Origin of the sequence: Streptomyces sp. NPDC003077 (genome assembly GCF_040611095.1) — a bacterium.
In the GTDB taxonomy this organism is placed as follows: domain Bacteria; phylum Actinomycetota; class Actinomycetes; order Streptomycetales; family Streptomycetaceae; genus Streptomyces.
Genome location: NZ_JBEXNM010000004.1, coordinates 225,515 through 241,117, shown reverse-complemented (window position 1 = coordinate 241,117; position 15,603 = coordinate 225,515). Strand labels below are relative to the sequence as shown.

Annotated in this window: 17 protein-coding genes; 11 read left to right on the top strand and 6 right to left on the bottom strand. The window is 72.8% G+C overall.

Features of this window, described 5'->3' with window-relative positions; translation table 11 throughout:
• Nucleotides 1-115 precede the first annotated feature (115 nt).
• Entirely contained in the window at nucleotides 116-700 is a 585-nt protein-coding gene (locus tag ABZX96_RS05015; RefSeq protein ID WP_355538065.1) for an ATP-binding protein, read from the top strand.
• A 108-nt stretch (nucleotides 701-808) separates the two neighbouring features.
• Entirely contained in the window at nucleotides 809-1,354 is a 546-nt protein-coding gene (locus tag ABZX96_RS05010) for an OsmC family protein (protein ID WP_355537939.1), read from the top strand.
• Between the two features lie 181 nt (nucleotides 1,355-1,535).
• Here the strand turns inward: ABZX96_RS05010 and ABZX96_RS05005 are convergent, their stop codons facing one another.
• Nucleotides 1,536-2,333, bottom strand: coding sequence for a SigE family RNA polymerase sigma factor (locus ABZX96_RS05005; RefSeq protein ID WP_355537936.1), 798 nt, complete (start codon nucleotides 2,331-2,333; stop codon nucleotides 1,536-1,538).
• 247 nt (nucleotides 2,334-2,580) lie between these two features.
• On the opposite strand from ABZX96_RS05005, the gene afsQ1 reads away from it, so the two are divergent.
• The 5 genes from afsQ1 to ABZX96_RS04980 all read left to right on the top strand — a co-directional run bounded on the left by afsQ1 (nucleotide 2,581) and on the right by ABZX96_RS04980 (nucleotide 7,086).
• A complete protein-coding gene (gene afsQ1 / locus ABZX96_RS05000; RefSeq protein WP_355537933.1) occupies nucleotides 2,581-3,258 on the top strand; it encodes a two-component system response regulator AfsQ1 in 678 nt (225 codons plus the stop codon).
• Between the two features lie 35 nt (nucleotides 3,259-3,293).
• Nucleotides 3,294-5,093, top strand: a complete 1,800-nt coding sequence (locus ABZX96_RS04995) for a HAMP domain-containing sensor histidine kinase (RefSeq protein ID WP_355538062.1) — start codon at nucleotides 3,294-3,296, stop codon at nucleotides 5,091-5,093.
• The gene (locus tag ABZX96_RS04990) at nucleotides 5,090-6,025 is read left to right on the top strand and encodes a hypothetical protein (RefSeq protein ID WP_355537930.1); all 936 of its coding nucleotides are present in this window, start codon (nucleotides 5,090-5,092) and stop codon (nucleotides 6,023-6,025) included. Before ABZX96_RS04995 ends, ABZX96_RS04990 begins: the two co-directional genes overlap by 4 nt.
• Before the next feature lie 321 nt (nucleotides 6,026-6,346).
• Nucleotides 6,347-6,832, top strand: a complete 486-nt coding sequence (locus tag ABZX96_RS04985; RefSeq protein ID WP_355537927.1) for a VanZ family protein — start codon at nucleotides 6,347-6,349, stop codon at nucleotides 6,830-6,832.
• 47 nt (nucleotides 6,833-6,879) lie between these two features.
• Complete coding sequence (locus ABZX96_RS04980) at nucleotides 6,880-7,086, top strand: PspC domain-containing protein (protein WP_355537924.1); 207 nt, start codon at nucleotides 6,880-6,882, stop codon at nucleotides 7,084-7,086.
• 118 nt (nucleotides 7,087-7,204) lie between these two features.
• Here the strand turns inward: ABZX96_RS04980 and ABZX96_RS04975 are convergent, their stop codons facing one another.
• Both ABZX96_RS04975 and ABZX96_RS04970 read right to left on the bottom strand, forming a co-directional pair.
• Nucleotides 7,205-7,522: a hypothetical protein gene (locus ABZX96_RS04975; RefSeq protein WP_355537921.1), complete on the bottom strand. Its 318-nt coding sequence runs from the start codon at nucleotides 7,520-7,522 to the stop codon at nucleotides 7,205-7,207.
• A gap of 148 nt (nucleotides 7,523-7,670) precedes the next feature.
• Nucleotides 7,671-8,831 carry an adenosine deaminase gene (locus ABZX96_RS04970; RefSeq protein WP_355537918.1) on the bottom strand — a complete coding sequence of 387 codons (1,161 nt, stop codon included), beginning with the start codon at nucleotides 8,829-8,831 and terminating at the stop codon, nucleotides 7,671-7,673.
• Nucleotides 8,832-8,934: 103 nt separating this feature from the next.
• Between ABZX96_RS04970 and ABZX96_RS04965 the strand changes: the two genes are divergently transcribed.
• The 3 genes from ABZX96_RS04965 to ABZX96_RS04955 all read left to right on the top strand — a co-directional run bounded on the left by ABZX96_RS04965 (nucleotide 8,935) and on the right by ABZX96_RS04955 (nucleotide 11,971).
• Nucleotides 8,935-9,756, top strand: coding sequence for an alpha/beta hydrolase (locus tag ABZX96_RS04965; RefSeq protein ID WP_355537915.1), 822 nt, complete (start codon nucleotides 8,935-8,937; stop codon nucleotides 9,754-9,756).
• An 80-nt stretch (nucleotides 9,757-9,836) separates the two neighbouring features.
• On the top strand, nucleotides 9,837-11,210 hold the full coding sequence (locus ABZX96_RS04960; RefSeq protein ID WP_355537912.1) for an AAA family ATPase: 1,374 nt from the start codon (nucleotides 9,837-9,839) through the stop codon (nucleotides 11,208-11,210).
• A complete protein-coding gene (locus tag ABZX96_RS04955) occupies nucleotides 11,207-11,971 on the top strand; it encodes an HNH endonuclease (protein WP_355537909.1) in 765 nt (254 codons plus the stop codon). Before ABZX96_RS04960 ends, ABZX96_RS04955 begins: the two co-directional genes overlap by 4 nt.
• On the opposite strand, the gene ABZX96_RS04950 is transcribed toward ABZX96_RS04955, so the two are convergent.
• A complete protein-coding gene (locus ABZX96_RS04950; RefSeq protein ID WP_355538059.1) occupies nucleotides 11,925-12,977 on the bottom strand; it encodes a LysR family transcriptional regulator in 1,053 nt (350 codons plus the stop codon). The two genes, ABZX96_RS04955 and ABZX96_RS04950, sit on opposite strands and share 47 nt — an antisense overlap.
• A gap of 36 nt (nucleotides 12,978-13,013) precedes the next feature.
• Between ABZX96_RS04950 and ABZX96_RS04945 the strand changes: the two genes are divergently transcribed.
• The gene (locus ABZX96_RS04945) at nucleotides 13,014-14,360 is read left to right on the top strand and encodes an MFS transporter (RefSeq protein WP_355537906.1); all 1,347 of its coding nucleotides are present in this window, start codon (nucleotides 13,014-13,016) and stop codon (nucleotides 14,358-14,360) included.
• Nucleotides 14,361-14,483: 123 nt separating this feature from the next.
• Here ABZX96_RS04945 and ABZX96_RS04940 read toward each other — a convergent pair whose 3' ends face one another.
• Nucleotides 14,484-15,086: a Uma2 family endonuclease gene (locus ABZX96_RS04940; RefSeq protein WP_355537903.1), complete on the bottom strand. Its 603-nt coding sequence runs from the start codon at nucleotides 15,084-15,086 to the stop codon at nucleotides 14,484-14,486.
• A 181-nt stretch (nucleotides 15,087-15,267) separates the two neighbouring features.
• Nucleotides 15,268-15,603, bottom strand: coding sequence for a DUF3140 domain-containing protein (locus ABZX96_RS04935; protein ID WP_355537900.1), 336 nt, complete (start codon nucleotides 15,601-15,603; stop codon nucleotides 15,268-15,270).

Genomic DNA, 15,603 nt, shown 5'->3' with positions numbered 1-15,603 from the left:
GCGACAATGGTGACCCGTGAACTCCCAGTCCTCCACACGGTCCTTCGGACCGGCGTCCGCCGCTGCCCGGACGCACGCGCCGACGCCCTCGCGCCCGCCCGCCGCCCGGGTCGTCCTGCTCACCGGCCCGTCGGGGTCCGGCAAGACCTCGCTGGCCGCCCTGACCGGCCTGCCCGTCCTCAACCTCGACGACTTCTACAAGGAGGGCACCGACCCGTCGCTCCCGCGCCTCGCGCACAGTGACGGCGCCGACTGGGACTCGCCGCTCTCCTGGGACGCCGACACCGCGCTCGCCGCGATCGACTCCCTGTGCCGGACGGGCCGCACCTCCGTCCCCGTGTACGACATCGCCACCAGCTCCCGGACCGGCGAGACCGCGCTCGACATCGGGGACGCGCGGCTGTTCATAGCGGAGGGCATCTTCGCCGCCGACGTCATCGCCCGCTGCCGCGCGGCCGGCCTGCTCGCCGACGCGCTGTGCCTGCGCGGCCGGCCCTCCACCACCTTCCGCCGCCGCCTGGCCCGCGACCTGCGCGAGGGCCGCAAGCCCCCGCTCTACCTCGTACGCCGCGGCCTGCGGCTGATGCGGGCGGAACGCGCGATCGTGGCCCGGCACGCGGCCCTCGGCGCGCACCCGTGCGCCAAGGCGGAGGCGCTGAGCCGGATCGGCGCGGCGCGTGGGGCGGTTGCGGAGCGGTAGGGCGGAGCCCGGCCGGTCGTACGATCTTGCCGGTCGGCCGGTGACGGCTCAGACCCAGGCCCGGGCCCCAGGCCAGGCCCAGGCTCAGGACGAACAAGGGGAACGACGATGCCGGAAAAAGAAGACGAAAAAAATAAGGATGGTGGGAAGAAGAAGGGGCAGCGCGCGCACACGTACGAAACCCGCACCACCTGGACCGGCAACACCGGCTCCGGCACCGAGAACTACCGGGCGTACCGCCGGGACCACGAAGTGCGCGCCGACGGCCCACCGCCGTTCCAGGGCAGCGCGGACCCGGCCTTCCGGGGCGACTCCGAGCGCTGGAACCCGGAGCAGTTGCTGCTCGCCTCGCTCTCGCAGTGCCACATGCTGACCTACCTGGCGCTGTGCTCCCTGGAGGGGGTGACCGTCACGGCCTACACGGACCGGGCGACCGGCACGGTGACCCAGGACGGCAAGGGCGGCGGCCGGTACACCGAGGCGGTGCTGCGTCCGCACGTCCAGGTGGCCTCGGCCGAGCTGGTGGAGCGGGCGCGGGAGTTGCACACCGCCGCGCACGAGCGGTGCTTCATCGCGGCGTCGGTGAACTTCCCGATCCGCACCGAGCCAGAGGTCACGGTCCGCGCCCTGTCCGAAACGCCGGCCGTTCCGTAACCGCGAGCTTCACAGCAGCCGCCCCCCACGAAGCCGGGCAGCCGCCGCCGCACACACGAAGGAGCGGTGGGGGGGGGGGCCGCCCCCCCCCCCCCGCCCCCCCCCCCCCCGCTCCTCCACCTACCCCCTCGGGCCTCGTACGCTTCCCCCGTACCCCCGCGTGCTCCCCCGTGCCCCGGCGTCAGGCCACCAGCTCGCCGAAGGACTCCTCCCGGTCCCGGCCGAAGCTGAGGACCTCGTCGTCGCGCAGCCGGCGCAGGGAGCGCCAGATGCTCGACTTCACCGTGCCGACACTGATGCCCAGTATGTCCGCGATCTCCGGGTCCGTCCGGCCCTCGTAGTAGCGCAGGACGAGCATCGTGCGCTGCGTCTCCGGCAGCCGGGCCAGCGCCTGCCACAGCACGGCGCGCAGTTCCGTGCCACGCATCGCGTCGGCGTCGCCCACCGTCTCCGGCAGCTCCTCCGTCGGGTACTCGTTGAGCTTGCGCCGGCGCCAGGCGCTGATGTGCAGGTTCGTCATCGTGCGGCGCAGGTACCCCCCGAGCGCCGCCTTGTCGCTGATCCGGTCCCAGGCGCGGAAGGTCGAGAACAGCGCGCTCTGGAGCAGATCCTCGGCCTCGTAGCGGTCACCGGTCAGGTGGTACGCCGTCGCGTACAGGGAGGCGCGGCGCTCCTGGACGTAGGCGGTGAACGCCGCTTCGGCGCCCGCCTCCGCCGTGGAGCGTCCCCCCCGGGCCTCCCCGTACGACGACGTCCCCCCCGGGTTTCCCCCGGTTCCCCCGTCGTGCTCCGCGGCCCCCCCGTGGCCACGGCCCCCCGTGATGGCGTCGACGGCCACGATGTGCGTCGGCCGCTGACGCCCGGTGCCGCGAGCGCACCCCCGCCCGTTCACGGCACCGGACTTCTCACCGGCCCGAACGATGTCGTGGAGCCGCGTGACGACCGCGCCGGTCGTGGTGCTGTGCGGTGTGGTCGTCATCTCACGCCCCCCGTCGGTAGAGCCTGCTTGCGTCGGCTTGCTCCCGGGCCTCACGTCCTCCCGGTTGTCCAAAAGACTGCCGGAGCAGTTTCATGGCGGTGTCCGTCGACTGTCACAGCCCTGTCACAGGGCCGGGTGGGCCGCGTCCGGGGCGTGTCGTCCGCCGTTCGGCCCGGTCGCCGGCGCCGCGCGCGGCGCGCTCGGCGCCGGTCGAACTCCTGGCGCGGCATGGGCCAGAATGGCCGATGTGCCTTTTCTGTTGCTGATCGAGGACGACGACGCCATCCGCACGGCCCTCGAACTCTCGCTGACACGCCAAGGTCACCGGGTCGTGACCGCGGCCACCGGTGAGGACGGCCTCAAACTGCTGCGCGAGCAGCGTCCGGATCTGATCGTGCTGGACGTCATGCTGCCCGGTATCGACGGTTTCGAGGTATGCCGGCGGATCAGGCGTACGGACCAGCTGCCCATCATCCTGCTCACCGCCCGCAACGACGACATCGACGTCGTGGTCGGGCTGGAGTCCGGCGCGGACGACTACGTCGTCAAGCCCGTGCAGGGCCGGGTGCTGGACGCCCGCATCAGGGCCGTGCTGCGGCGCGGCGAGCGGGAGGCCAACGACTCGGCCGCCTTCGGGTCGCTGGTCATCGACCGGTCCGCGATGACGGTCACCAAGAACGGCGAGGATCTGCAACTGACACCGACCGAGCTGCGGTTGCTGCTGGAGCTCAGCCGCCGTCCCGGGCAGGCGCTGTCCCGGCAGCAGCTGCTGCGCCTGGTGTGGGAGCACGACTACCTCGGCGACTCGCGCCTGGTGGACGCGTGCGTGCAGCGGCTGCGCGCGAAGGTGGAGGACGTGCCGTCCTCGCCGACCCTCATCCGCACGGTCCGCGGCGTCGGCTACCGACTGGACGCCCCGCAGTGACCGAAGCCTCCCCCGGCCGCACGGCCGGCCGGCCGCTGGGCCGCCTGCTCGCCCGCGTCGGGCTGCTCCGCTGGACCAGCCTGCGGCTGCGGCTGGTCGTCGTCTTCGCGCTGGTGGCGCTGACGGCGGCGGTCTCCGCGTCCGGCATCGCGTACTGGCTCAACCGCAACGCCGTCCTGGACCGGACACAGAACGCCGCGCTGAACGACTTCCGCAAGTCGCTGGAGGACAGCACCCGCGCGCTGCCGCTGCACCCCGGCTGCCAGGAACTCCACAACGCCGCACGCCAGATGGCCGCCGGTCCGCAGAACTACTCGGTGCTGCTGATCGGCGTGGACGGCGACGGCAAGGACTGCGCCGCCACCACCCACAAGGACCTGCTGACGCTGCCGAACGTGCCGGAGTCGCTGCGCAAGGCCGTCAACCAGAAGCGCGCGGTGGACGACACCAACCGCGCCCCGTACCACATGTACTGGCAGCGCGAGGAGCTGAACGGCACGCCGTACCTGGTCGCCGGCGCCAGGATGACCGGCGGCGGACCGACCGGCTACATGCTCAAGTCGCTGGCCAACGAGCGCCAGGACCTCAACTCCCTGGCCTGGTCGCTGGGCATCGCCACGGCGCTCGCCCTGGTCGGCTCGGCGCTGCTGGCGCAGGCCGCCGCGACCACGGTGCTGCGGCCCGTCCAGCGGCTCGGGCACGCGGCCCGGCAGCTCGGCGAGGGGCGGCTGGACACCCGGCTGCGGGTGACCGGCACCGACGAACTCGCCGACCTCTCCCGGACCTTCAACCGCACCGCCGAGCGGCTGGAGCAGCGGGTGGCGGAGCTGAGCGCGCGCGAGGCCTCCTCCCGCCGGTTCGTGGCCGACATGTCGCACGAGCTGCGCACCCCGCTCACCGCCATCACCGCCGTGACGGAGGTCCTGGAGGAGGAAGCCGACTCGCTCGACCCGATGATCGCCCCGGCGGTCCAGCTCGTGGTCAGCGAGACCCGGCGGCTGAACGACCTGGTGGAGAACCTGATGGAGGTCACCCGCTTCGACGCGGGCACGGCACGCCTGGTCCTGGACGACGTGGACGTCGCCGACCAGGTCACGGCCTGCATCGACGCCCGCGCCTGGCTGGACGCCGTCGAGCTGGACGCCGAGCGCGGCATCGTCGCCCGCCTCGACCCGCGCCGCCTGGACGTCGTGCTCGCCAACCTCATCGGCAACGCCCTCAAGCACGGCGGCTCCCCCGTAAGGGTCTCCGTGCGGACGGAGGAGACGCCGGCCGGTGACGACCTGCTGATCCGCGTCCGCGACCACGGCCCCGGCATCCCGGAGGACGTACTGCCGCACGTCTTCGACCGCTTCTACAAGGCGAGCGCCTCCCGGCCGCGCTCCGAGGGCAGCGGCCTGGGCCTGTCGATCGCCATGGAGAACGCGCACATCCACGGCGGCGAGATCACGGCCGCCAACCATCCGGAGGGCGGCGCGGTCTTCACCCTGCGGCTCCCCAAGGACGCGTCCCGCCTGACGGCCGAGGAGTCCGAGGAGGAGGACCCGGCGGAGCCCGGCACGGGCTCCCCGGAGTCCGGCGGTCACCACCCCGACGCGGGCGGCCCGAACGCCACCCGTCCGGACGAGTCCCGGCGGAACCCCGGCACCGACACCGAACACGGCCGCCCCGCCCGCGACGGCGCCTCCGCTCGCGGCTCCGCCCGCGGCACCGGAGCGACGCGGGAGGCGCGGGCGCCCCGTGGACCCCGTAAGGGTCTCTTCCGTGCGGGCCGGGGAACGCGTACGGCCCCCAGGGACCACGCCACCGACGCGGGCAAGGACGGCGAGCGATGACCGAACGCAGCGCGAACCGGCACCGGGACGCGGGGGCCGGGAGCGCCATGGACCCGTGTGTTGAGGCCGGGAGCGTCATGGATCCGCGCGTCCAGGCCGGGAACGTCATGGACCCGCGCGTCCAGGCCGGGAGCGCCATGGACCCGCGCGTCCAGGCCGGGAGCGCCATGGACCCGCGCGTCCAGGCCGGGAACGTGACGGATCCGCGCGTCCAGGCCGGGAGCACAGGCACCGAGGCCCCGCGCGCCGGGAGCGGCAGCGCCCAGGCCCCGCACCGCCCCGCACCGCGCGCCGGGCGCGCGCGGCTCCGCCCCACCACCCCCCGCGCCTGGCGGCGCGCCGCCGCGCTGGCGGCGCTGGCGCTCGCCGCGGCGGGTTGCGGCATCCGGGGGACGTCCGTTCCGGTGGACGCCGGGCCCGCGCCCTCGCGCGTCAGCTGCAAGGCGCCGCAGGTCCCCGGCGGGCCGGGCGCGGAGGGTGCCGCCTCCGTGCCGGTGAAGGTCTTCCTCGTCTGCGGCTCCACGCTGACCGAGGTGACGCGCACGGTGCCGGTGCCCCGCGGCGGGACCGGCACCGACCGGCTGCGCACGGCCCGCGCCCTGCTGGACGAGCTCCAGGAGCGGCCGGGCCGCGCCGAGGAGGAGGCCGGGTTCAGCACCTCCGTCCCGGAGAACCTGGAGGTCGGCGCGGCGCACCCGGGCGACCCGGCGAACGCGTTGCGGCTGAGCGTGCGCCCCGAGGACCTCCCCTCCTTCGCGCTCGCCCAGATCGTCTGCACGTACGGCGGCAGCGCGGCGCTCGGCAAGACGCGGGCGGCCGTCCTGGGCGGGCCCGACGGCGGACCGGCGCAGCGTTACGACTGCTCCGCGGGCGTACTGGCCCACCCGGACATCGCCCAGAACGCCGGCTGGGGACGGCCCCTGTCCGGGTGATGCCCGGGTGATGTCCGGGGCACGGCCCCGTCCGGATGACGACCTGGGGACGGCCCTGCCCGGGTGACGTCCTTGAGACGGGCCTTGTCCTGATGACGTCCTGAGGACAGCCCTGCCCGGACGACGTTCCTGAGGACAGCCCCGCCCGGACGACGTCCTGAGGACGGCCCCTGTCCCGATGATGTCAAGGGGGCGCGCGGGGAGCGGCCCGGCTCGTCAGGAACCGACTCCCCGGTCCGCCGCGTCCTGGCCTGTGTGCAGCGTCATGGCCCCGGCGGCACCGCCGCCCTCCGATTGCGCGTCACCGGTCTCGTTCTCCTCGTGACGCACCTGCTGGTCGTCGGCTCGCTGACGCTACGGCCCCGCAGCGTCCCCTGGGTGCCGGCTGCCAACCTCCGCCCCATGGCCACCATCCGCGCCGAACTGGCACGCGGCCCGTGGGAGGCCGCGCAGAGCCTGGGCGGGGCGGTGCTGCTGCTCGCCCCGCTGGGTGTGCTGCTGCCCCTGATCGCCGGGCGGCTGCGGGTCTCGCCCGTGGCGTCGATGGCCCGCACGGTGGTGGCCGGAGCACTGGTGTCGTCGCTGATCGTGCTGCTCCAGACGGGCGTACCGGGCCGGGTTCCGGACGTGGACACGGTGCTGCTGAACACCACCGGAGTAGCACTCGCGCACCTCTTGGTCGTACCAGGGACCCGGTCCCGGCTCCGCCGCCGGGAGGAGACCCCTCAGGGTCGGACCCCGACGATCACCAGGGTCGGGATGGCTCCCAGGGCCGATGCCCTGAGCGGCTCACGGACCTACTTTTGAGGCATGGGGCAGACGCCCCGTACAGAGCCGACAAGGAGTCGTGAGACATGGCTGCCGCACTGGTCCGTCCCCGGAACAACAGGGTGATCGCCGGAGTGTGCGCGGGACTGGCCCAGCGCTTCGGCACCACTCCCAACAAGGTACGGGTGATCTTCCTGCTCTCGTGCCTGCTGCCCGGCCCGCAGTTCCTGATCTACCTGGGCCTGTGGCTGTTCATCCCCACGGAGAAGACCCACCAGCAGGCCTCCTGGTAACAGCGCCGCACGCCCCTACGCCCTGCGGCGGGCCCCACGCACACGACGACGCCCCGGCCCGCACGCGCTGTTCGCGTACGGGCCGGGGCGTCGTCGCCGCGGGACGTCCCGCGGTCGCTCAGCCGCCGAGGACCGAGGATCCGCCCGACACGGCGTCGCCCACCGTGTCGGCCGTCAGGCCGCTCCCGGGCGTGCCGTTCGTGACCGGCATCCCGCCGAGCAGGTCGGTGCCCTGCTGCGAGCCCGGCCGGGAGGCGTTCGCCTGAGGGGAGAGCATGTCCCCGGCCTGGTCGACCGGAAGGGTGCTCAGGAGGCCCGCGTTGCCGCTGGTGACGGGCTGGACCGGCTCGGCTGCGGCGGCGCTGCCCGCGGCGGTGGCGGCGAAGGCGGCACCGATCGCGGCGACGCCGAGGGTCTTGATGGTTCCCTGCTTCATCGCATACATCCTCGTGGTGGGGGCTTGACCGGCCCGCAACCTAGTGACGCGTGCGCCGGACCCGCAAACACCCGGCGCGCCAGGGGGACGGCCGGGCGCCCCCGCCCGGCCGCCGCACGCCCCCTTACGGGCTGCCCTTACGCCGACCTCACGCAGAGTGAGAGTCGCTGCTCACGGCCGGAGCCGTGCCCACCTGGCGGAACAGCCATTCGGAACGCAGCTTGGCGTAGCCGGGCTTGATCACGTCGTTGATCATCGCGAGGCGTTCATCGAAAGGAATGAATGCTGATTTCATCGCATTGACGGTGAACCACTGCATGTCGTCGAGCGTGTACCCGAAGGTGTCCACCAGGTGCTGGAACTCGCGCGACATGCTCGTCCCGCTCATCAGTCGGTTGTCGGTGTTGACCGTGAGCCGGAACTGCAGGCGCCGCAGCAGCCCGATCGGGTGCTCGGCGTAGGAGGGGGCGGCGCCCGTCTGGAGGTTGGAGGTCGGGCACATCTCCAGGGGGATGCGCTTGTCCCGCACGTAGGAGGCCAGGCGGCCCAGCTTCACGGTGCCGTCGTCCGACACCTGTATGTCGTCGATGATCCGGACGCCGTGGCCGAGGCGGTCCGCGCCGCACCACTGGAGCGCCTGCCAGATGGAGGGCAGTCCGAACGCCTCGCCGGCGTGGATGGTGAAGTGGTTGTTCTCGCGCTTGAGGTACTCGAACGCGTCCAGGTGACGGGTCGGCGGGTGGCCGGCCTCGGCGCCCGCGATGTCGAAGCCGGCGACGCCCAGGTCGCGGTAGCGGTTGGCCAGCTCGGCGATCTCCAGGGCGCGGGCCGCGTGCCGCATGGCGGTGAGCAGGGCGCCCACGCGGATGCGGTGGCCGTCGGCCAGCGCCCGCCGCTCGCCCTCGCGGAAGCCCTCGTTGACGGCCTCGACGACCTCTTCGAGGGTCAGGCCGCCCTCCAGGTGCTGCTCGGGCGCGTAACGGATCTCGGCGTACACGACGCCGTCCGCGGCCAGGTCCTCGGCGCACTCGGCCGCGACCCGGGTCAGCGCCTCGCGGGTCTGCATGACGGCGCAGGTGTGCGCGAAGGTCTCCAGGTAGCGCTCCAGCGAGCCGGAGTCGGCGGCCTCGCGGAACCAGACGCCCAGCTTCTCGGGGTCGGTCTCGGGGAGCCCGTCGTACCCGATGGCCTGCGCCAGCTCGACGATCGTGGCGGGACGCAGCCCGCCGTCGAGGTGGTCGTGCAGCAGCACCTTGGGCGCGCGGCGGACGTGTTCTGCGGTCGGAAGGTTGGTGGTCTCGCTCGTCATTGCGGCACTGTAGCGCCTACGCGCGTAGATCTCACTGAACGATATCCAACGGTGACCCGTACACCGGGTGGACCCCGCGCCACCTTCTGCCATCGTGTGGCTCATGGCTCTGCAAGCGTTGCCGGAGCGCGTCGCCCGGCTGGGAAAACCGCTGGGAACGGCCGTCGACGGAACGCGCGCGGCACTCCGCTGGAAAGGCGGCGGCCGGGCCGCCGGCCACACCGTCGGCGCCGTCGCGCTGCTGCTCCCGGAGGCCGAACCGCCCGGCACCCGCCGCCCCGCCCCCCTGGCCGCGCTGCCCGCCCGCCCACTCGCCGGCCGGCTGGCCCGCGCGGGCCGGGCCGAGGGCCTGGTCGCCCACGTCCTGCACTACCGCCGCCGCGGCTGGAACGGCGCCGCCCTCGACCCGCCCCGGGACGCCGCATGGGCGCTGGAGGAGATCGTCCGCCGCTACGGCGACGTACCGGTCTGCCTCGTCGGCATCGGCGTCGGCGGCCGGGCCGCCCTCCACGCCGCCGGCCACCCGGCCGTCACCTCCGTCGTCTCCCTGGCCCCCTGGCTCCCCGCCCCGCCGCCCCACGGCCCGGCCACCGAACCCGCCGACCCGGTCAAACAGCTCATCGGCCGCCAGGTCCTCCTCGTCCACGGCACCAACGACGCCCGCACCGACCCCGAACTCTCCTACCGCTACGCCGAACGCGCCAAGAAGACCAACCGCGACATCTGCCGCTTCGAGGTCCACTCCGACGGCCACGCCCTCCACCAGCACCGCTCCGAAGTCCACGCCCTCACCACCGACTTCCTCCTCGGCTCCCTCTTCACCCACACCTACTCCCGCCCCGTGGCCGACGCCCTGGCGGCACCGCCGCCGCTGGGGCTGCGGATGCCGCTGGCGGCGGGGTTCGGGGAGACGTTGGGGAAGTAGGGCTGGTCGCGTTCGGCAGGGCCGGGCGTCGGCCGCCCTAGACTGCGCGGCAGTCGGGCGGGGCCACGCCGGGAGGCCATGTGTATGTCACGAACCTGAAGATCAGTGATGTCCTCGGTTTCCACGGCGCCAGAAACGTCGATCTGGACTTCGCGAGGCCGGACGGGACCTACGCCGGTCTCACCGTTCTGGCCGGGCGCAACGGCTCCGGCAAGACGTCTTTGCTGCGGTGCCTGGCGCTGTTGCTGCTGGACAGCCGGGCGGGGTGGGCGCTGGCTCCGGGGTATGCCGATTGGCGGGCGCGGTCCGAGAAGGACGGCCATTTGGCGGCGGGTTTCCTGCTCGACGCGAAGGAGGCCGAGGAGTTCGACGCCGAGGGGCCCAAGACGTTCACGGCCGACATCACCCTTCCGGCACCCTCACGGGAAGAGAGAGACGGACCCCGCTGGCCTGTTGTGACACGTCGGTCCGCCAGCTTCCCGGTCGGCGCACACGACCGGCAACGCACGGGGACAGGAGAGGCGGCCCGTATGGCTCCGGGGCCCATCAGAGACTCCTTCGCCGCCGGATACGGCCCCTTCCGCCGCCTGTCCACCGCCCACCCCGAGGCCCGGACGAACCGCTTCGACGGCAACGAGGCTGCCGCCCGCTTCGCCACGCTCTTCAGCGAGGACGCGGCCCTCGGCGAGAGCGTGTCCTGGCTGATCGGCCTCCACCTGCGGAAACTGGAGCAGCGCGAGGGCGCGGGCGCGCTCCTCGACGCGGTGCTCGCCCTCCTGGCTGACGGGCTGCTGCCGGACGGACACCGCGTCCAGCGCGTGGACTCGGACGGACTGTGGGTGTCGGGCGACGGCGGCGAATTCCCCCTCCGGCACATGAGCGACGGATACCGCACCGTCACCGCCCTGGTGCTCGACCTCGTCCGCGCCCTGCACGACTTCCACGGTGCGATCCCCCTCGACCGGTCCACGGGGGTACCGGCCGTCCGCCTGCCCGGGGTCGTCCTGATCGACGAGATCGACGCGCACCTGCACGTGAGCTGGCAGCAACGCATCGGGGACTGGCTCAAGGCCCATTTCCCCCTCGTCCAGTTCATCGTCACGACCCACAGCCCGTACATCTGCCAGTCCGCGGACCCCGGCGGACTGATCCGGCTCGCCGGGCCCGACGAGGACGAACCGCCTCGCGTGGTCGACGAATCCCTGTACCGCCGCGTCGTGTACGGAAGCGGGGACGACGCGGCGCTGTCGGAGCTGTTCGGCCTGGACTCGCCGTACTCCCGGCGCGCCGAAGACGTCAGGCGCGAGCTCGTCCGCTTGGAGGAACGGGTCTTCTCCGGCGCCGCGACGGAGGACGAGGTACACCGGTACCAGGAGCTGAGCGAACGGCTGACGAGTTCCTCGTCCGCCCGCGTGGACGAAGTGGCGGCGCGGCTCGGTGGGGCGACGGAGTGATCCCGATCCCCCGCGCCCCGCTGGACGACCGTCTCGCCGCTCGCCTCGAAGAGAAGTCCCGGGGGTTACGGCGGGAGGACGGGGAGAAGGCCCGTGCCGCCTGGCGCGGTGCCAAGGCGATCCGCCACGACCTGAAGATCGTCCTGGGCGGCATGGCCTTCGGCTTCTCCCGCTGCATGTACTGCGGGGACGGCCAGGGCACGGACATCGACCACCTGATGCCCCTGGCCCACGACGCCCGCCACGTCTTCTCGTGGAGCAATCACTTCCTCGCCTGCTCGCATTGCAACAGCAACGAGAAACGGGACCACTACCCCGTCGACGAGCACGGCCGGTGCCTGCTGATCGATCCGTGCCGGGAGGACCCGTACGACCACCTGGCGCTCACCCTGGCCACCGGCCGGTACGCGGGCCGCACGGCGAAGGGCGAGGCGACCCTCCGCGTCTTCGGATTGGGACGGCCGGTCCTGGAACAGGGGCGCTCCCGTGCCTACGTCCGCTGCAAGTCGATGCTGCGGGACTGGGCGCGCCAGATGAGTGCCGGTGAGGAGCATGAGGCGGCCGAGGTGTTGCGTTCCCTTCAGGTCCATCCGTTCGGCGACGTCCTGTACGCCATAGTGCGACGCGTGGACGCTCCGGGGGCCGCCGTCGTCTTCGGCGGCGAGGTGGTCGACGCGCTGCGTCACCTGCGGCCGGTGTCCGCCCGCTCGCCGCTCACCGCGGAATCAACTGCCCCCGCCGCCCCAGCAGGAACTTCTTGAAGGCGGCGACCGGGGCCGTGTCCGGGTGACCGTCCAGCCAGGCGACGCCGATCTCGCGGACGGCGCGCGGGGCCGTCACCGTCAGTTCGACCACGCCGGGGCGGGGGACGGCGGGCGGGGGCAGGAGGGCGACGCCGAGTCCGGCTGCGACGAGGCCGCGGAGGGTTTCGGCCTCCTCGCCCTCGAAGGCGACCTTCGGGGTGAAGCCGGCCGCGGCGCACAGGGCGTCGGTGATGCGGCGGAGCCCGTAACCCGGTTCGAGGGTGACGAAGAGTTCGGTGGCGGCCTCGGCGAGGCGGACGCGTTTGCGGCGGGCGAGGCGGTGGTCCTCGGGGACGACGAGGAAGAGTTTCTGTTCGTCCAGGCGGCGGGCCACGAGGTCCGGGTAGTCGGGGACGGGCGAGGTCAGGCACAGATCGAGGTCGCCGGCGCGGAGGCGTTCGATCATGGCCTCGCCATAGTTCTGGACGAGCTGGAAGCGGACGCGGGGGTGGTCGGCGCGGAAGGTACGGAGCAGGCCGGGTACCGTCTCCGGGCCGAGGGTGTGCAGGAAGCCGAAGGCGACCTTGCCCGCGGTGGGGTCGGCGTCGGTCCGTACGGATTCGGCGGCGCGCTCGATGTCGGCCAGCGCGCGTTCGGTGGAGGCGAGGAACGCGCGACCGGCCGGGGTCAGGGACAGCGTGCGGCCGTGCCGGGCGAAGAGGGCGACGCCGAGGTCCGCTTCGAGGCGGACGAGGGCGCGGCTCAGGGTCGGCTGCGGCATGCCGAGTTCGTGCGCGGCGCGGGTGACGTGCTCGTGGCGGGCGACCGCGGCGAACTGGGCGAGCCGGGGCGAGAGGGCCAGCGCCCAGGAGTCGGCGCCCAGTTCCGCGGGCTCGGCGGGCTCCCGGGGCGGGGCGGGGGCCGGAGGTGTTCCCACGGTGTCTTTTCTGTTGCGAATTTGCGACAGAGGCGGCTCTGAACTGCGGTCATGCGTCACGGCATCGATTATCGCGTTTCCATGCATTGGACGCATGAGTGGTGACGGTCCTACGTTCGATGCATGCCTCCCGCTGATACCGGGGCGTCCGCCGCAACCCGCGCGGACGCCTCCGCCCAGTCCTCCCCTCGTACCCTCTCCTCCGCCGCCCCGGCCCCCGGCGACACCGCCGACGCCGACCCCGACCCCGAGTCGGGCAAGCTGCGCCCGGGCGGCCCCGGCTTCCGCCGGATGAGCCTGGCCCTCTTCGCCGCCGGCGTGTCCACCTTCGCGCTGCTGTACTCGACGCAGGCGCTGCTGCCGGCCATCTCCGACGACCTGCGGGTGACGCCGGACCAGGCGAGCTGGACCGTGTCCGCCGCGACCTTCGGCCTGGCGCTCGCGGTGATCCCGCTCAGCGCCCTGTCCGAACGCTTCGGCCGCCGCGCGATGATGACCGCCTCCCTCACGGTCGCCACCCTGCTGGCCGTCATCGTCCCGTTCGCCCCCTCGCTGGGCTGGCTGATCGGGCTGCGCGCCGTCCAGGGTGTGGCGCTGGCCGGGCTGCCCGCCTCCGCGATGGCGTTCCTCGCCGAGGAGGTACGGGCCAAGGCACTGGTCGCCGCGATCGGGCTCTTCGTGGCGGGCAACAGCATCGGCGGCATGTCCGGCCGCATCGTGACCGGCTGGGTCGCCCAGGCGTGGGGCTGGCGGGCCGCGCTCGGCGCGGTGGGCGCCATGGCGGTCGTGTGCGCGGTGGCGTTCCGGCTGCTCGTCCCCAAGGCGCGGCACTTCACGCCGCGCAAGGTCGGGCCGCGCGCCCTGGCCCGGACGCTCGGCGGCCACCTGCGGGACCCGCTGCTGTGCCGCCTCTACGCCATCGGCGCCCTGTTCATGACGGTCTTCGGCGCGGTCTACACCGTGGTCGGCTACCGGCTGGTCGCCGATCCGTTCAACCTGCCGCAGGGCCTGGTCGGCTCCATCTTCCTGATCTACCTGGTCGGCACGGTCTCCTCGGCCGCCGCCGGACGGCTCGTCGGCCGGGTCGGCCGGCGCGGCGCCCTCTACCTTGCCGTCGGCATGACGGCGACGGGCCTGCTGCTGTCGCTGCTCGACTCGGTCGCCGCGGTCCTGCTCGGCCTGGTCCTCATCACGGCCGGCTTCTTCGCGGGCCACGCGGTCGCCTCGTCCTCCGTCAGCCGCACGGCCACCACGGGCCGCGCCCAGGCGTCCGCCCTGTACCAGAGCGCCTACTACCTCGGCAGCAGCCTGGGCGGCGCACTCGGCGCCGCCGCCTTCCACGCCGGTGGCTGGGAGGCCACGGTGGCCCTGGGCCTGGCGGCCATGGTCGGCGCGGCCGGCATCACCCTGTACGCGACGCGGAAGGCCGCGGCGGAGCAGCGGGTGCTGCGGCTGGGGAAGGCGGCGTAGCCCTTCCCGGGCCGCGAACCGCCGCCTTTGGTCCCAAAGGGGCCGCCCCGTCACCTGTCCTGGTGGGGCGGCCCCTTTGCCGTATCCGACGGCGGGTCGCGCCTGCCGGTCGTCTGACGCGTCTCACTCCCGCCTTTCCACCGGGAAGGAAGCCGTCTCGATATCGACGTCGAAGGGGGCGGGCAGGTGAACCGGCTCACCGGACTTCACCGTCTGCAGGGCCTGGTAGACGCCGCCCTTCGGTTCCCCATAGAGCGTGATCATGGGGTTGTCCGGCGCCCAGGCGTCGATGAGCAGGTAGTACGGGATCCCTGCCTGGGCGTATCCCGCCGCCTTGACGGTGCGGTCACGGCCGGCGTTGGACGGCGAAGTGACCTCCACCACCAACTCCGCCGCCGCGGCCGGAAGGTAGCTGCCGGCCTCGCCCTGAACCACCGACTTCGGGATCACGACGAGGTCGGGTACGTAGAGACCTCTGCGCGTGGGAACGGCCACCGATTGGGTGCCGTATACCCCCCAGTCGTCCGGGACCACGGAGTAGATCCGGCGCTGGACCGAATCGACGATGTCGTTGTGATGATTCGCGGGCGCTGGTGACACGGTGACGAACCCCTCGATGATCTCCACCTTGCCGCCCTCGGGGCCGTCCGTCTCTTCCCAGGTCCGGACGGATTCCTCCCAGTCAAGGCCGGAGCCCAGCACCTGTTCGACGGTGAGTGCGCTCATGGCGGTTCTCCTCTGTCGCTTTGTCACCGATCCCAGCATGCCGATCCGAGGCCCGGGTGGTCCATCGGTATCGTTCATCCTTACGAGAACGCGCAGGTCAGACGTTCCTTTTCGCACGTACGGCCTACTGACGTGTCGGGCCGTCCTCGATCACACACACGTGTCGGTCCGAGCCACCAGGTCACTCCTTGAGCGGGTCGTGCCCCCAGTTCATCAGCGAGTGCCGCCACCGGGTGCCGGACACGTCCCCGTCCGGACGCTGCGCGAGGTGGCGGTGGACGTAGCCGGTGACCTTGCGCATGTGGGCGTAGTCGTCGTCGCCGAGGTCGCCGCGCTTGGTGTGCAGGAGCTGGACGATCCGCCGTCCGGACGCGTGTCCGGTCGACTCGCCGCCGTCCTTGTGCTGTCCGGCCGACTGGGACTCGTCCGTCTCCAGCCACCGGTTCAGCTCGGAGGCGGACATGTTGACCGCGTCACGGAACTCGTGCCGGATCTTGTCGTGCTCGTCGTCCGCCAT

What these genes read in the sequence shown, in the direction of transcription:
- ABZX96_RS04935 (WP_355537900.1), bottom strand. Translation starts at nt 15,603, where the DNA reads ATGGCGGACGACGAGCACGACAAGATCCGGCACGAGTTCCGTGACGCG.
- ABZX96_RS04945 (WP_355537906.1), top strand. Translation starts at nt 13,014, where the DNA reads ATGCCTCCCGCTGATACCGGGGCGTCCGCCGCAACCCGCGCGGACGCC.
- ABZX96_RS04975 (WP_355537921.1), bottom strand. Translation starts at nt 7,522, where the DNA reads ATGAAGCAGGGAACCATCAAGACCCTCGGCGTCGCCGCGATCGGTGCC.
- ABZX96_RS04970 (WP_355537918.1), bottom strand. Translation starts at nt 8,831, where the DNA reads ATGACGAGCGAGACCACCAACCTTCCGACCGCAGAACACGTCCGCCGC.
- ABZX96_RS05010 (WP_355537939.1), top strand. Translation starts at nt 809, where the DNA reads ATGCCGGAAAAAGAAGACGAAAAAAATAAGGATGGTGGGAAGAAGAAG.
- ABZX96_RS04940 (WP_355537903.1), bottom strand. Translation starts at nt 15,086, where the DNA reads ATGAGCGCACTCACCGTCGAACAGGTGCTGGGCTCCGGCCTTGACTGG.
- ABZX96_RS04950 (WP_355538059.1), bottom strand. Translation starts at nt 12,977, where the DNA reads ATGCATGGAAACGCGATAATCGATGCCGTGACGCATGACCGCAGTTCA.
- ABZX96_RS05005 (WP_355537936.1), bottom strand. Translation starts at nt 2,333, where the DNA reads ATGACGACCACACCGCACAGCACCACGACCGGCGCGGTCGTCACGCGG.
- ABZX96_RS04990 (WP_355537930.1), top strand. Translation starts at nt 5,090, where the DNA reads ATGACCGAACGCAGCGCGAACCGGCACCGGGACGCGGGGGCCGGGAGC.
- ABZX96_RS04965 (WP_355537915.1), top strand. Translation starts at nt 8,935, where the DNA reads ATGGCTCTGCAAGCGTTGCCGGAGCGCGTCGCCCGGCTGGGAAAACCG.
- ABZX96_RS04980 (WP_355537924.1), top strand. Translation starts at nt 6,880, where the DNA reads ATGGCTGCCGCACTGGTCCGTCCCCGGAACAACAGGGTGATCGCCGGA.